Source organism: Variovorax sp. F042 (genome assembly GCF_057814215.1).
Window position 1 is genome coordinate 172,127 of record NZ_JBVASX010000012.1, and the last position, 15,321, is coordinate 187,447.

At 66.1% G+C, this 15,321-nt stretch carries 15 protein-coding genes; 11 read left to right on the plus strand and 4 right to left on the minus strand.

Annotated features, from left to right (window positions below):
• The first annotated feature begins 139 nt into the window (after positions 1 to 139).
• Positions 140 to 550, plus strand: coding sequence for a rhodanese-like domain-containing protein (locus ACZYSP_RS28210; protein ID WP_489017827.1), 411 nt, complete (start codon positions 140 to 142; stop codon positions 548 to 550).
• 128 nt (positions 551 to 678) lie between these two features.
• Here ACZYSP_RS28210 and lysM read toward each other — a convergent pair whose 3' ends face one another.
• Entirely contained in the window at positions 679 to 1,140 is a 462-nt protein-coding gene (gene lysM, locus ACZYSP_RS28215; RefSeq protein WP_489017829.1) for a peptidoglycan-binding protein LysM, read from the minus strand.
• Positions 1,141 to 1,274: 134 nt separating this feature from the next.
• On the opposite strand from lysM, the gene ACZYSP_RS28220 reads away from it, so the two are divergent.
• Positions 1,275 to 2,060, plus strand: coding sequence for a type III pantothenate kinase (locus ACZYSP_RS28220; protein ID WP_093081040.1), 786 nt, complete (start codon positions 1,275 to 1,277; stop codon positions 2,058 to 2,060).
• Positions 2,061 to 2,063: 3 nt separating this feature from the next.
• Here the strand turns inward: ACZYSP_RS28220 and ACZYSP_RS28225 are convergent, their stop codons facing one another.
• The 3 genes from ACZYSP_RS28225 to ACZYSP_RS28235 are packed head-to-tail and all read right to left on the minus strand — an operon-like array spanning position 2,064 to position 5,129.
• Positions 2,064 to 3,401 carry a serine hydrolase domain-containing protein gene (locus tag ACZYSP_RS28225; RefSeq protein WP_489017831.1) on the minus strand — a complete coding sequence of 446 codons (1,338 nt, stop codon included), beginning with the start codon at positions 3,399 to 3,401 and terminating at the stop codon, positions 2,064 to 2,066.
• A 26-nt stretch (positions 3,402 to 3,427) separates the two neighbouring features.
• Positions 3,428 to 4,243, minus strand: a complete 816-nt coding sequence (locus tag ACZYSP_RS28230) for a crotonase/enoyl-CoA hydratase family protein (RefSeq protein ID WP_489017833.1) — start codon at positions 4,241 to 4,243, stop codon at positions 3,428 to 3,430.
• Positions 4,244 to 4,280: 37 nt separating this feature from the next.
• Positions 4,281 to 5,129, minus strand: a complete 849-nt coding sequence (locus tag ACZYSP_RS28235; RefSeq protein ID WP_093058704.1) for a 3-hydroxybutyryl-CoA dehydrogenase — start codon at positions 5,127 to 5,129, stop codon at positions 4,281 to 4,283.
• 184 nt (positions 5,130 to 5,313) lie between these two features.
• Between ACZYSP_RS28235 and purT the strand changes: the two genes are divergently transcribed.
• The 9 genes from purT to ACZYSP_RS28280 all read left to right on the plus strand — a co-directional run bounded on the left by purT (position 5,314) and on the right by ACZYSP_RS28280 (position 15,321).
• Entirely contained in the window at positions 5,314 to 6,516 is a 1,203-nt protein-coding gene (gene purT / locus ACZYSP_RS28240) for a formate-dependent phosphoribosylglycinamide formyltransferase (protein WP_354336762.1), read from the plus strand.
• Between the two features lie 63 nt (positions 6,517 to 6,579).
• Complete coding sequence (locus ACZYSP_RS28245) at positions 6,580 to 7,521, plus strand: alpha/beta hydrolase (RefSeq protein ID WP_489017835.1); 942 nt, start codon at positions 6,580 to 6,582, stop codon at positions 7,519 to 7,521.
• Positions 7,522 to 7,631: 110 nt separating this feature from the next.
• Complete coding sequence (locus tag ACZYSP_RS28250; protein WP_093058737.1) at positions 7,632 to 8,462, plus strand: helix-turn-helix domain-containing protein; 831 nt, start codon at positions 7,632 to 7,634, stop codon at positions 8,460 to 8,462.
• 18 nt (positions 8,463 to 8,480) lie between these two features.
• Positions 8,481 to 9,356, plus strand: coding sequence for a branched-chain amino acid ABC transporter permease (locus ACZYSP_RS28255; RefSeq protein ID WP_093058707.1), 876 nt, complete (start codon positions 8,481 to 8,483; stop codon positions 9,354 to 9,356).
• A 7-nt stretch (positions 9,357 to 9,363) separates the two neighbouring features.
• Positions 9,364 to 10,440, plus strand: a complete 1,077-nt coding sequence (locus ACZYSP_RS28260; protein WP_093058708.1) for a branched-chain amino acid ABC transporter permease — start codon at positions 9,364 to 9,366, stop codon at positions 10,438 to 10,440.
• Positions 10,437 to 11,255, plus strand: a complete 819-nt coding sequence (locus ACZYSP_RS28265) for an ABC transporter ATP-binding protein (RefSeq protein WP_354336764.1) — start codon at positions 10,437 to 10,439, stop codon at positions 11,253 to 11,255. The genes ACZYSP_RS28260 and ACZYSP_RS28265 overlap by 4 nt, the downstream gene beginning before the upstream one ends.
• Before the next feature lie 232 nt (positions 11,256 to 11,487).
• Positions 11,488 to 12,261, plus strand: a complete 774-nt coding sequence (locus ACZYSP_RS28270) for an ABC transporter ATP-binding protein (protein WP_093058710.1) — start codon at positions 11,488 to 11,490, stop codon at positions 12,259 to 12,261.
• A gap of 5 nt (positions 12,262 to 12,266) precedes the next feature.
• Positions 12,267 to 14,123 carry an AMP-dependent synthetase/ligase gene (locus tag ACZYSP_RS28275; protein ID WP_489017839.1) on the plus strand — a complete coding sequence of 619 codons (1,857 nt, stop codon included), beginning with the start codon at positions 12,267 to 12,269 and terminating at the stop codon, positions 14,121 to 14,123.
• Positions 14,124 to 14,157: 34 nt separating this feature from the next.
• Complete coding sequence (locus ACZYSP_RS28280; RefSeq protein WP_093058712.1) at positions 14,158 to 15,321, plus strand: ABC transporter substrate-binding protein; 1,164 nt, start codon at positions 14,158 to 14,160, stop codon at positions 15,319 to 15,321.

The following is a 15,321-nucleotide window of genomic DNA, read 5'->3' on the forward strand; positions in this document are numbered from 1 at the left end:
TCTTTGGCGCGCAGGAAAACGTGACAAACAGGGTTTTCACGAACTGGTGAAAAATTCCACCATCCGGCGAGGGCATCGGGCAACGTAAAGACGGCCGCTGCCTGGGAAGTAACCCTATTCATTTGAAGGACGCAAAGAGATGACTGAACCAGTTGGGGAAAAAGGCTATGCCGGCGACGTGACGCCCGAGCAGGCCGCGCAGTGGATGGCCAGCGGCGAGGCCGTGCTGGTCGACGTGCGCACCGACGCCGAACGCGAATGGGTCGGCTACGTGCCCGGCGCCGTGCCTCTGGCCTGGAAGCAATGGCCGGGCATGGCGATGAACGCCGCGTTCGACGACGGCATCCGCGCCGCCGCCGAAGGCAAGAAGAAGCTGGTGCTGCTGTGCCGCAGCGGCGTGCGCTCCATCTCCGCCGCCAAGCGCGCGACGGAACTGGGTGTTGAGGCCTACAACATCCTCGAAGGCTTCGAGGGGAACCCGGACGAGCAGGGGCATCGTGGGCAGATTGGCGGCTGGCGCAAGCGTGGGCTGCCTTGGAAGCAGAACTAGGGATTCCTGTTCGGGGCGCGCTCACGCCGACGGGGGACATTCGCGCAAGGGAGTACCCGGCGTCATTCGCATGCACCCCGAAAAAAAGGCCCACCGAAACCGGTGAGCCTTTTTTGATCCAGCCGTGGTCAGAGCGCCGGAATCCGCAGCTTCTGCCCCGGATAGATCTTGTCCGGACTGCTCAGCATCGGCTTGTTAGCCTCGAAGATCGCGTTGTACTTGTTGGCATCGCCGTAGTACTTCTTCGAGATGGCCGACAGCGTGTCGCCTCTTACCACGTCGTGGTACTGCGCGGGCGGCGCGGCCGGGGCCACGAGGTTGTTCTCCACGCTCGTCACGTTGGCAACGTTGCCAGCGGCCAGCGAGGCTTTCTCGCTGGCTTCCTGCGAGGGCGCCTGGCCGGCAAGAGTGACCACGCCGCTGCTGGCCGTGTAGGTCACCTCGAGGCCCGTGAGGCCGAGGTTCTGCGTCTCGATGTAGGTCTTGATGGCGGCTGCCGCAGCCGCATTGGCGTCGGGCGTGGCGGCCTGCGCCGACGATCCGCCGAACAGTTTCTCGCCCGCCTCCTTGATGAAACTCAGCAATCCCATGGCTTTCTCCTTGTGCGGTGGTGGATGGAATTGGCGAATGTAGCGGCGGAACACCGAGGGCCGGCGTAGGCCCAGGCCGCGTGTGTCAGCGACGCGCCAGCAGGAATAGACACAAAGTCGCAATAATCCCGCGCATGTCATCCCCCTTCCTCGCCATCGACATCGGCAACACCCGCCTCAAATGGGCGCTCTACGACTCGGCCCGCCCCGGCGCCGCGTTGCAGGCGCAGGGCGCCGAATTCCTCGACCACATCGAACGGCTGGCCGACGGCCCCTGGGCCGACCTGCCTTCGCCCGGCTCCATGCTGGGCTGCGTGGTGGCCGGCGACGCGGTGCGGCGGCGCGCCGAAGAACAGATCGTCGAGCGCTTCGACTGTACTCCCCGCTGGGTGATGCCCAGCGCTGGCGAGGCCGGCATCGTCAACGGCTACGACCATCCCACGCGCCTGGGCGCCGACCGCTTCGTGGCGATGATCGGCGCGCGCCACCGCATGCTGGCCGAGAGACCCGGGCAGCCGCCGCGGCCGATGGTGGTGGTACTGATCGGCACGGCCGTGACCGTCGAGGCGATCGACACCGAAGGCAAGTTCCTCGGCGGCCTGATCCTGCCGGGCCACGGCATCATGCTGCGCGCGCTGGAGTCGGGCACGGCGGGGCTGCACGTGCCCACCGGCGAGGTGCGCGAATTCCCCACCAACACCAGCGACGCGCTCACCAGCGGCGGCACCTACGCCATTGCCGGCGCGGTCGAGCGCATGGTGCAGCACGTGCGCTCGCACTGCGGCATGGAGCCGGCCTGCTACATGACCGGCGGCGCGGGCTGGAAGATGGCGCCCGTCATGAACGGGCACTTCGAGCTGGTCGAGAGCCTGATCATGGACGGGCTCCTGGTCATTGCCCGCGAGCGGGCTGCCGCCTGAGGCTCAGGGGCGCATCAGCGCCTCGGCCATCGCCTGGAACGCGGGCAGCGTCAGCGGATCGTTCGCGCCGTTGGCGGCCACCGGGTGCGCCGCATAGCGAACGATCACCATCTCGGCCTTCGGGTCCACATAGATGCTCTGGCCGTGGATGCCGCGCGCCATGTAGGCACCGTGCGGGTTGTGCGACACCCACCACATGTCGCGGTACGACCAGCCCTTGAGCAGCGGATAGCCGGCCTTCACGAACTTCGCCGGGTCGCCGCCGCGCTGGATGTCTTCCACCACCGCCTTCGGAATCGCTTGCTGCCCGTTGGGTGCACGGCCGCCGTTGCGCATGGTCTCGCCGAAGCGCGCGAGGTCGCGCAGCACTGTGTTGAGGCCACCGCCGCCCGACTCGGTGCCGATGCGGTCGACCATGAAATACGCGTCCTGCTCGGCGCCGATGCGGCGCCAGATCTTCTCGCTCAGCAGATCGGCCAGCGACTGGTTGCTGGCGCGGCGCACGATCCAGGCCAGCACTTCTGCGTTGACGGTCTTGTAGGCGAACGCGTCGCCGTGCTCGCCTTCCTTCTTCAGCGTGACCAGGAATTCGTAGAACGACTTGGGGCCGGTGTAGTTCTGGCCCTGGGTGAGCATGCCGCCGGCACGGGCGTAGTCCCAGATCTCGGCCTTGGGGTCGGCGTAGTTCTCGGAGTAGTGCACGCCCACGGTCATGTCCATCACCTGGCGCACGGTGGCGTCGCCGTAGGCCGTGTCCTTGAGCTCGGGAAGGTACTTGGTGACGGGCGCGGCCGGGTCCAGCTTGCCCTCGTCCGCGAGGATGGCCGCCAGCGTGCCCACGAAGGACTTGGTGACCGACATCGCGATGTGCGGACGCTCGGCCGTGAGCGCGCCGAAGTACTTCTCGTAGACCACCTTGCCGCGGTGCAGCACCAGGATGCCGTCGGTGTAGGTGCCGGAGATCATCTGGGCGAAGTTGAGCGTTTGCTCACTGCCTGTACTCCCAAGAGGCTTGAACGTGACAGCCTCGATGTCGAAGCGCGGCGTTGCCGCCGGCAGCGGGCTGGCCGCGCCGTTGCCGCGCCACACGTTGGCGGTGGGTACCGTCTCGCGCACGTGCGAGAAGCTCCAGCGCGTGCGCGGAAACACGCCGCCGGCCGGGTTGTCGAAGGTGATGAGCTTGTCGGGCGCGGGCGGGAAGCCCTTCATCCAGCCCAGCGCATCGACCGAGGTTGCCGCGGGGTCTGGCAGCGCGGGGGGCGTGGGCGTCTGGGCGGAGGTTGTGTTCACGGCGAGCAGGGTGAAGGCGGCGGCAAGCGCCGTGCGAATGAAGAGGGGCATGTTGTTGTTCTGGATGAAGAAGGGGATCAACGGCCGCTGAACCGCGCCGGGCGGCGCTCGATGAAGGAGCGCACGCCCTCGGCGGCGTCCTCGCTGTTCGACAGGAGCTTCTGCGTCTCGATGAACTCCGACACCGCTGCCAGCGGCCCCTGCTCGACCGCCTTGATCACATTGAGCCGCGTGGCCACCACCGCCAGCGGCGCCTGTGCCGCGATGCGCTGCGCAATGGCCAGCGCCGCATCGAGCTCTTGCCCGGCCGGCACCACCTTCTGCACGAAGTTGAGGCGATAGGCCTCGGCGCTGTCGAACTCGTCCGCCGTGAGCAGATGCAGCATCGCGTTGCCCACGCCCGCGCGCTCGGCCATGCGCAGCGTGGCGCCGCCCGTGGCCATGATGCCGCGCTGCACTTCCATCTGCGAGAAGCGGCAGTTGTCGGCCGCCACCACGATGTCGGCGCCCAGCATCAGCTCGATGCCCACCGTGAAGCAGATGCCTTTCACCGCAACCACCATCGGCTTGGTGCGGCGGCGGTAGTCGGGCAGGCCGAAGTCGTGCGGCTCCACCATGCCGGCCGGAATGGCCTTCTCGCCGCGCTTCATGTACTCGGTGACCGCCGGCAGGTCGAGGCCCGCCGTGAAGTGGTCGCCGAAGGCATGCAGCACGCCCACGCGCAGGTTCGGGTCGTCGTCGAGCCGGGTGTAGGCCTCGGCCAGCTGCTTGAACATCGGCGGCGTCCAGCCGTTGCGCTTGGCGGGGCGGTTGATGCCGATCAGCAGCACGTGGTCGAGCACCTGGGTGTCGATGCAGCCTTCTGCCGGTGGGGTGGTGGGGGTCGCAGTCATCGGTCTTGTCTCCGTGTTGTTGTTATGGCTGCGCGGCTCAGTACGTGTACACGCCGCGGCCGGTCTTGCGGCCGAGCTGGCCGGCTGCCACCATTTCCTTCAGCAGCGGGCAGGGGCGGTACTTGGAATCGCCGAACTGCTCCAGGTACACCTCCATCACGGCCAGGCACACGTCCAGGCCGATCATGTCGGCCAGTGCCAGCGGGCCGATGGGCTGATTGCAGCCCAGCTTCATGCCGGCATCGATGTCTTCCGCCGTGGCGATGCCCTCGGCCAGTACGAAGAAGGCCTCGTTGATCATTGGCACCAGGATGCGGTTGACCACGAAGCCCGGCGCGTTCTTCACCGTGATCGGCGACTTGCCGAGCGTCTCGGCCAGCGCCTTCACCGCGTCGTGCGTGGCGTCGCTCGTGAGGTAGCCGCGGATCAGCTCCACCAGCGCCATCATCGGCACCGGGTTGAAGAAGTGCATGCCGATGAAGCGGTCAGGGCGCGAGGTGGCGGCCGCCAGTTGCGTGATCGAGATCGACGAGGTGTTCGACGCGATGATCACCTCGGGCGCCAGCATGTCGTCGACCTGCTTGAGGATCTTGAGCTTGAGCGCGTGGTTCTCGGTGGCGGCCTCGATCACCAGCTGCGCGCTCTTCAGGTCTTCGTAGTTGGTCGAGCCCTGGATCAGCGCCAGCGCGGCGGTCTTCTGCTCGGTGGTGAGCTTTTCTTTCTTGATCAGGCGGTCGAGGCTGCCCGATACGGTGGCCAGGCCCTTGTCGACCGCTGCCTGGGCGATGTCGACCATCACCACCTTCACGCCGGCCACAGCGCAGGCCTGCGCGATGCCGTTGCCCATCGTTCCGGCACCGATGATGCCGACAGTCTGGATAGCCATGAGAGAACTCCTTGAAGAAAACAAAAAGGGGGTGCACGCAGCTGGCGCCACGGCAAAACATCGATTGTGAAGCAGCCCCGCAGCCGCGCCGTTGCCGTGTGCGACACCGGCGGCCCGCCGGTGGCTTACAGTGCGGCGGTTGCTTTTCCCTGCTCGTTTTCCCGCTCTTTTCGACCCTCCGACCATGACCACCCTCGGCACCCCCCTTTCCCCCTCTGCAACCCGCGTGATGCTCCTGGGCTCCGGCGAACTAGGCAAGGAGGTGCTGATCGCCCTGCAGCGCCTCGGCGTCGAGACCATTGCCGTCGACCGCTATGAGAACGCCCCCGGCCAGCAGGTGGCGCACCACGCGCGCACCATCACCATGAGCGACCCCGAGCAGCTCAAAGCGCTGATCGAGGCCGAGAAGCCCACGCTGGTGGTGCCAGAGATCGAGGCCATCGCCACGCCCATGCTGCAGCAGCTCGAAGACGCCGGCGTGGTGCGCGTGATTCCCACGGCCCGCGCCGCCCGCCTGACGATGGACCGAGAAGGCATCCGCCGCCTGGCCGCCGAGACGCTGGGCGTGCCGACCAGCCCCTACAAGTTCTGCGACTCGCTGGCCGAGCTGCAAGCCGCCATCGATGGGGGCATTGGCTACCCCTGCATCGTCAAGCCCGTGATGAGCAGCTCCGGCAAGGGCCAGAGCAAGATCGACGGCCCCGCCGACGTGCAGAAGGCCTGGGACTACGCCATGGCCGGCGGCCGCGTGAGCCATGGCCGCGTGATCGTCGAGGGCTTCATCGACTTCGACTACGAGATCACGCTGCTCACCGTGCGCGCCAAGGATGCCGGCGGTGCTGTGCAGACGCAGTTCTGCGATCCCATCGGCCACGTGCAGGTGAGCGGCGACTACGTGGAAAGCTGGCAGCCGCACCCCATGGCGCCCGCCGCGCTGCAGAAGGCACAGCAGATCGCACAGGCCGTGACGGCCGACCTTGGTGGCCAGGGCCTCTTCGGCGTCGAGCTGTTCGTGAAGGGCGATGAGGTCTGGTTCAGCGAAGTCAGCCCGCGCCCGCACGACACCGGCATGGTCACCATGGCCACGCAGTGGCAGAACGAGTTCGAGCTGCATGCGCGCGCCATCCTCGGCCTGCCGGTCGACACCACCCTCAAGAGCCCGGGTGCCAGCGCGGTGATCTACGGCGGCGTGGATGCCACCGGCATCGCCTTCGACGGCGTGGCCGAGGCGCTGCAGGTGCCTGGCAGTGACATCCGCCTGTTCGGCAAGCCCGAGAGCTTCCTGAAGCGCCGCATGGGCGTGGCGCTGGTGCACGCGGCCGACATCGACACGGCCCGCAAGCTCGCCAAGGAAGCCGCCTCGCGCGTGAAGCCGCGCAAGGCATAGCCAGTTTTCGCAAGCCGCGCCGCAACGGCGCGGGCATGGTCGAGTGGTTCCACCGGAGACACCATGCTGCACCCCCAGGCTCGCGCCTTGCTCGACTTCATCGAGGCGCGCGGCATTCCGCCGACGCACACCCTGTCGCCCGCCGACGCGCGGACCTTCTACCGTGAACGCCGTGTCGCCACGCAGCCGCTGCCGGCCGAAGTGGCCGAGGTGCGCGACCTGGCCGCCGACGGCCCGCACGGCACCATCCCGGTGCGGCTCTACCGGCCGCTCGGCTCCGGCGCAGGCCCGCTGCCGGTGCTGGTGTACTACCACGGCGGGGGCTGGGTCATCGGCGACCTCGACACGCACGACGTGCTGTGCCGCGAGCTGGCCAACGGCGCAGGCTGTGCGGTGGTCGCGGTCGACTACCGCATGGGCCCGGAGCACCGCTTTCCCGCCGCGGTCGACGACGTGCTGGCCGCTACCCGGTGGGTGTGCCGCGAGGCCGCGGCGCTGGGGCTCGATGCGAACCGGCTCGCAGTCGGTGGCGACAGCGCCGGCGGCAACCTCGCGGCGGTGGTGTCGATCGCCGCGCGCGATGCTGGCGACCTGCCCATTGCCTTCCAGTTGCTGATCTACCCGGCCACCGACATGCGGCGTGGCCATGCCTCGCACCAGACGAACGGCCAGGGCTATCTGCTGACGGCAGACACCATCCGCTACTTCCACGACCACTACATCACCGACCCGGCGCACGACCTCGACTGGCGCGCCTCGCCGCTGTTGCACACCGACCTGTCGAAGCTGCCGCCCGCACTGGTGCTCACGGCTGGCTACGACCCGCTGCGCGACGAAGGGCTGGCCTATGCGGAGGCGCTCACGGCCGCGGGCAACCGCGCCATGTACGTGTGCTTCGAGCGCCAGATCCATGGCTTCGTGCCCATGGGCAAGGTGCTCGACGAGGCCAACACCGCAGTGGCGCTTTGCGCCGCCGAACTGCGCCGCGCACTGGCACCGGCCTAGGGAAAGTCCCCGCGCAAATCGATATCGCGCGGGCGGCTCGCGCCGCTACGATCCAGCCAACAAAGACGCCACCCCGCAGTGGCAGTCCACCGATGCAGGAGACAAACACCATGCAGCGAACGAGGACGACGCCGCCCGAGCGCGGCGCCGCACGGCAGGGGGAACGCCTGATGTGGCTCACGCCGCATCGCGTGTTCTATGCCGGCCTGCTCGGCGCCGCCGCCGAGCGCACGATGGGCGGGCACGGCGTGTACGTGTCGCCCGCCGGCGCGCCGCCCAACCGCATCCGCATCGGCGGCGGGGCGTGGATGACCGGTGAATTCATCGTGGTGCCGCCGCACGTGCTGCACCAGGTGGAGAGCGCGCACCCGCTGATCTTCAACCTACTGATCGAGTCGGAGTCGGTCGATCCCGCGCGCATGCCGGCCTTTTTGCAGCACTGCGGCCCGGTCGAGGCACCGGCCTTCGTGCAGCGCTTGCGAGAGGCCCATGCGCACCTGCTGGCGGCCTCGGCGCGCGGCATGAGCTTCGAGGGCTTCGACTTCGATGCGATGTTCTTCGGCGAAGCGCTGGCGCCGCGCGCGCTCGATGCGCGCATCCGCAAGGTGGCCGACGCCATCAACGCCGACCCCGCGACGCCGATGTCGGCCGAGGAGTGCGCCGCCTCGGTGCACCTGTCTTTCTCGCGCTTCCTGCACTTGTTCAAGCAGGAAACGGGCATGGCCTTTCGCGCCTTCCGCGCATGGAAGCGTGCGCGCAGCCTGCTGCGCTACGTGCAACAGGGCAGCACACTGACCGACATCGCGCTCGACACCGGCTACCCCGACTCGACGCACTTCAGCCATTCGATCCGCCAGGTCTACGGCCTCAAGCCCAGCGACATCGTGGCCGGCTCGCGCCGCCTCGCGCTGCATGACGCGGCCGGCGGCTTCAGGCAGTAGGCGCGGCGCAGGGGCCCCATGCAGATCCTTCAACTCCTGCTGTCGGGCATTGCGCAAGGTTGCATCTACGGCCTGATCGCGCTGGGCTTCGTGCTGATCTACAAGGCCACCGAGACGGTGAGCTTCGCGCAGGGCGATCTGATGATGCTCGGTGCCTTCGGCGCGTTCGCCGGCATGTCGCTGTTCGGCATGCCGTTCTGGCTCGCGGCGATCTTCGCTGTGGTGGCGATGGCGGCCTTCGGTGTGCTGCTCGAACTGGTGGTGATACGGCCCATCCTCGGGCAGCCGCAGTTCTCCATCGTGATGCTGACCATCGGCATCGCCTACGTGGCGCGGGGGCTCATCACCATGGTGCCGGGCATCGGCACCGAAACCCACACGCTGGCCGTGCCCTACAAGGACCAGATCTGGAAGCTGGGCGAGCTGGTGGTCAACCTGGAGCAGCTGGCGATCATCATCGCCACGGCCATCCTGTGCGGGCTGCTGTTCGCGATGTTCCGCTACAGCAAGCTGGGCATCGCGATGCAGGCCTCGTCGCAGAACCAGCTGGCGGCCTACTACATGGGCATTCCGGTGAAGCGGCTCAATGGGCTGGTGTGGGGGCTCGCGGCAGCGGTCGCGGCCATTGCGGGCATGCTGCTGGCGCCCATCACCTTCGTGCACGCGAACATGGGCTTCATCGGGCTGAAGGCTTTTCCGGCGGCGGTGGTGGGGGGCTTCGGCAGCCTGCCGGGTGCCATCGTCGGCGGGCTGGTGATCGGCATCGTCGAGTCGTTCGCGGGCTTCTACTTGCCCGACGGTTTCAAGGATACGGCGCCGTACATCGTGGTGCTGCTGATGCTCATGATCAAGCCGAACGGGTTGTTCGGCGAGAAGCTGCGCAAGAAGGTCTGAACATCCCATGCGCTTCATCTTCAAGACCAGCTACGACCAGGACATCCGCCTCGCGCGCCACGGTGGGCATGTGTTCTGGTATGGCTTGCTCATTGCGTTCCTCATCGTTGCGCCTTGGGTCATCGACGAGTACTGGCTGGCGCAGCTGACCTTCGTGCTGATTTACGGGATCGTCGGGTTGGGGCTGATGCTGCTGGCCGGCTTCACGGGGCAGTTTTCCATCGGGCATGCGGCGTTCCTCGGCACGGGTGCGTATACACAGGGCGTGTTGACGAACCTGGGTGTGCCGTTTCCGCTGGCGCTGGTGGCGGCTGCTGCGTTGTCGGCGGCGGTGGGCGTGGTGGTCGCGCTGCCAGCGTTGCGCGTGAAGGGCATCTACCTCGGCATTGCGACGCTGTCGTTCGGCTTCATCGTCGAGGAGGTGTTCGCACGGTGGGAGAGCGTGACGGGCGGCAATGCGGGCTTGCACGTGAAGTCGCCGCAGCTCTTCGGCTGGTCGCTGGGCTCGGGCGACGGGTTCTACTTTCTGTGCCTGGTGGTGGCGGTGCTGAGCACGCTGGGCATCCTGAACCTGCTGCGCTCGCCGACGGGGCGGGCCTTCGTCGCGATTCGTGACTCGGAAATTTCGGCGCAGAGCATGGGCATTCACCTCGCGCGCTACAAGACGATGTCGTTCGCGATCTCGGCCGCGCTCGCGGGGCTGGGCGGGGCGTTGTATGCGCACAAGCTCAGCTTCATCTCGCCGGACCAGTTCAGCATCCTGCAGTCCATCGACCTGCTGCTGATGGTGGTGATCGGCGGGCTCGGTTCGGTGCACGGCGCGTTCCTGGGGGCGATCTTCCTGATCGCGATGCCGCAGCTGATCTCCATTGGCAAGGACTGGCTGCCGGCGGTCATCGGCCAGGCGCCGGGGTTGCAGGGGCTGGTTTATGGCGTGGTGCTGATCGCCTTCGTGCTGTTCGAGCCGCTGGGGCTGTACGGACGCTGGCTGAAGATCCGCACCTGGCTGCAGCTGTTTCCGTTCTACCGCAGGGGGCTGTTCAAGCGGCAGAAGTCGTTCACCAAGTCGGACCGGTTGCGATGAACGGCGACATTCTTCTCTCCGCGAAAGAGCTGAGCGTGCGCTTCGGCGGTGTGCTGGCGGTCAACAAGGTGAGCTTCGACGTGCGGCGGGGCGAGGTGTTCACGCTGATCGGCCCGAACGGCGCGGGCAAGACGACGGTGTTCAACCTGATCAGCCGCATCTACACGCCGACCACGGGCGAGATCACGTGGCATGGAGAGGAGGGCGGCCCGATTGCGCTGACGCAGCAGGCGCCACATGCGATTGCTGCGCTGGGCATTGCGCGTACTTTCCAGAACATCGAGTTGTTCGAGCATGCGACGGTGCTGCACAACCTGCTGATCGGTCGCCACACGCACCGGCAGACGGGGTTCTGGAGCGAGGTGTTCTTCACGCCCGCTACCCGGCGCGCGGAGATTGCTGCGCGCGAGAAGGCGGAGCAGGTGATCGAGCTGCTGGATCTTCAGCATCACCGCGATTCGATGGTGGCGGGGCTGCCCTACGGCGTTCGCAAGGTGGTGGAACTGGCGCGTGCGTTGTGCACGGAGCCGAAGTTGCTGCTGCTCGATGAGCCGTCTTCAGGCCTCAATGTTGAAGAGACTGCGGATATGGCGTTCTGGATTCAGGACATTCAGCATGAGCTGGGGGTGTCTGTCTTGATGGTCGAGCATGACATGTCGCTTGTTTCCAAAGTGTCTGATCGCGTGCTCGCTATGAACATGGGCGAAGTGCTGGCTACTGGGTCGCCTCGCGAGGTGCAGGCGGATTCGCGTGTTGTCGAGGCTTATCTTGGGACTGTGGATGACGTGAGCAGTTTGAGGAGGGCGGCGGCATGAGTGCTTCGTTCGCTACCTCCTTGGGGGCGCCCGGTATGCGGTGCGGCGCGGTCGCCCCCACTATGCCGGCCCTTCGGGCTCCCTTGCGGTGCTCGCCTTCCGCGGGGTCCCGCCCAAACTCGCTTCGCTCAAACAAGGGCGGGTCCTTGTCCGCGGAAAGCTGCGCTCCTCAGCGGCACAGAGGGGGCGCCCACACCGCACCGCACACCGGGCTTCGGCAAGGAGCCCATGCATGAGCGACGCAGTACTCCAACTCCTGAACGTGGAAAGCGCCTACGGCCCCATCAAGGCCATCAGAGGAGTGAGCCTGAAAGTCCGTCAGGGCGAAATAGCAACCGTGCTTGGCTCCAACGGCGCGGGCAAGACAACGATCTTGAAGACCATCTCGGGAATCATCGACCCCCGCAAGGGCAGCATCGAATTCCAGGGCAAGGACATCACCGCCAAGGACCCGGCCTACATCGTCCAGCAGGGACTGAGCCATGTGCCCGAGGGGCGCGAGGTGTTTCCGCTGCTGTCGGTGAAGGACAACCTGCTGATGGGCGCTTACACCCGCAAGGACCGCGACGGCGTGGCGCGGGACATGGAGACGGTCTACACCTACTTCCCCATCCTGCGCGAACGGGCCACGCAGGACGCGGGCCTGCTGTCGGGTGGCCAGCAACAGATGCTGGCCATCTCGCGCGCGATCATGGCCGCGCCGCATCTCATTCTTCTGGACGAGCCCAGCCTTGGCCTGAGCCCGAAGCTGACGAAGGAGATCTTCGAGATCGTCGTGCGCATCAACCGCGAGCGCGGCACCACGATCTTGCTGGTCGAGCAGAACGCCAACATGGCGCTCAACGCGGCCGACCATGGCTACGTGCTCGAGAACGGCCGCATCGTGATGGAAGACTCCTGCGAACGCCTGAGGGAGAAGGAAGACATCAAGGAGTTCTACCTCGGCGTGAAAGATGACGGCGTGCGCGGCGAGCGGCGCTGGAAGAAGAAAAAGACCTGGAGGTAGCCACCATGCAAGGACTCTGGGAACTCAACACATTCGAACCCCGGCTCGACATCGTCGTGCCCGGCGACACCATTCCCGCGATGTTCTGGAATGCCGTGAAGCAGCGCGGCGACAACATCTGGATGCGGCAGAAGGAGCTGGGCATCTGGCGCAGCTGGAGCTGGCACCAGACGGCCGACGCGGTGCGCGAGATCGCGGCCGGGCTGCAGGCCATTGGCTTTGCGCCGGGCGAGTGCGCGTCGATTTTGTCGAACACCGTCATCGAATGGGTGCTCGCCGACCTGGCTGTGCTCAGCTGCGGTGGTGTGTCCAACGGCATCTATCCGACCGACGCGGCTTCGCAGGTGCACTATCTTTGCGAAGACTCGCGCACCACCGTGCTTTTCGTTGAAGACGACGAGCAACTCGACAAGGCGCTCGAAGTGCGCGCCGGCCTGCCGGGCCTGCGCTGCGTGATCGTGTTCGACATGGAAGGCCTGCGCGACCTCGACGATGCGGCGGTGATGAGCCTCGACGTGCTGCGCACCCTCGGCCGCGCGCACCTGGCCGCAGACCCGCAGGCCGTCGAGCGCACGGTGGCCGCCTGCCGGCCCGAAGACCTCGCCATCCTCGTCTACACCTCGGGCACCACCGGCAAGCCCAAGGGCGCGATGCACAGCCATGCGGGGCTCGTTTACACCGCGCGCGGCTACAACACGCTCATCGCGCAGGACGAGAGGGACGAGCGCATGTGCTTCCTGCCGCTGTGCCACATCGCAGAGCGCATGGGCGGCGAGTACTTCGCGATGTATACCGGCTCGATCCTCAACTTTGTCGAGAACCCCGAGACGGTGCCCGAGAACGTGCGCGAGATCGCGCCCACCGTGTTCACGGCAGTGCCGCGCGTGTGGGAGAAGTTCTATTCGGGCGTGATGATCGCGCTGAAGGAGGCCAGCCCGCTGCAGCAGGCCGCCTACAAGTGGAGCATTGGCGTTGGCGAGGAGATCGCCAATCGCGTGCTGGCGGGCGAAGACGTCGGCCCGGTGCTGAAGTTCAAGTTCAGGCTGGCGCGTGTGCTTGCTCTGGACAACGCGCGCAAGCTCATCGGCATTCACCGGTCGCGCTTCCTGGTGACGGGCGCGGCGCCAATTTCGCCCGAGCTGGTCAAGTGGTACCTCGCGCTCGGCGTGCCGATGCTGGAGGTGTGGGGCATGACGGAGTCGTGCGGCGCTTCTACCGCCGTGCCGGCCACGCGCATCAAGCCGGGCTCGATCGGGCCGGCCACGGGCTACAACGAGGTGCGCATCGACGCTGCCACCAGCGAAATCCTGGTGCGCGGCCCCAATGTCTTCATGGGTTACCTCAACCTGCCCGAGAAGACCGCCGAGACCATCGACGCCGAAGGCTGGCTGCACACCGGCGACGTGGGCGTGATGGACGAGGACGGGTATTTCCGCATCACCGACCGGATGAAAGACATCATCATCACGGCGGGTGGGAAGAACGTGACGCCGAGCGAGCTGGAGAACGAGCTCAAGTTCAGCCTCTACATCACCGATGCCGTGGTCATCGGCGACAAGAAGCCCTACCTCACGGTGATCGTCATGATCGACCAGGAGAACGTCGAGAAGTTTGCGCAGGACCACGACGTGCCGTTCAGCAACTACGAGAGCCTGACGCGCACGAAGGAAGTGCAGGATTTGATCCAGGGCGAGATCGATCGCGTCAACGCCAGGTTCGCGCGTGTCGAGCAGATCAAGAAGTTCTTTCTGCTCGAAACGCAGCTCAGCGCCGAGGACGAGGAGCTCACGCCCACGATGAAGCTCAAGCGCAAGCTGGTGCAGACCAAGTACGCCGAGCGCATAGAAGCCATGTACCGGTGATTCGTTTTTTCCGTCAACCCGAGGAGACAACCGCATGAAGCTCAAGACACTGACGACGCTGGCCGTGCTGGGCCTGATCGCGACGCTTGCGTCCGCTCAGCAGCAGGGCGTGAGCAAGGACGAGATCCGCATCGGCACAATCCAGGACCTGTCGGGTCCGCTCGCGGGCTTCGGCAAGCAGGCGCGCAACGGCATGCAGCTGCGGGTGGACGAACTCAACGAGCAGGGCAGCCTCAACGGCCGCAAGCTCAAGCTGTTCGTCGAAGACTCGGGCTACGACCCGAAGAAGGCGGTGCTGGCTGCACAGAAGCTGGTGAACCAGGAAAAGATCTTCATCATGGCCGGCCACATCGGCACGGCGCAGAACATGGCGGCGATGCCGGTGCAGTTCGACAAGAACGTCGTCAACTTCATGCCCATTACCGCGGCGCGCGAAATGTACGAGCCGCTGAACCGGCTGAAGTATTCGTTCGCTGCCACCTACTACGACCAGATCCGCCTGGCCCTGCCGAAGATGATCAAGGACAAGGGCGCCAAGAAGGTCTGCACCATCTACCAGGACGACGAGTTCGGGCTCGAGGTGCAGCGCGGCGCAGAGGCGGGCCTGAAGGCCGCGGGCATGGAGCTGGCCGAGAAAACCTCGTTCAAGCGCGGCGCCACCGACTTCAGCTCGCAGGTCGCGAAGATGAAGGCCGCCAATTGCGACCTCGTGGTGCTCGGCACCATCATCCGCGAGACCATCGGCACCGTGGGCGAGTCGCGCAAGACCGGCTTCAACCCGACCTTCCTGGGTTCGAGCGCGTCCTACACCGACCTGATCCACAAGCTGGGCGGCAAGGCGATGGACGGCGTCTACGCCACCATGACGGTGCAGAACCCCTACACGGACGAGCAGTCGCAGCCGCTGCGCTTCTGGGCCAACAAATACAAGACCAAGTTCAACGAAGACCCGACGGTGTTCTCGGTGTACGGTTACGTGATCATCGATTCGTTCATCAAGGCGGCGACCAAGGCCGGCCCGAACCTCACGACCGACAGCTTCATCAAGGCCATGGACAGCATGACCTTCGAGCCCGACATGTTCGGCAGCCCGAAGAGCAGCTACACGGCCACCAAGCGCCTGGGCAACGACCAGTCACGCCTGTCGCAGATCAAAGACGGCAAGTGGGTCGTGGTCTCCGACTATGTGACACCATGA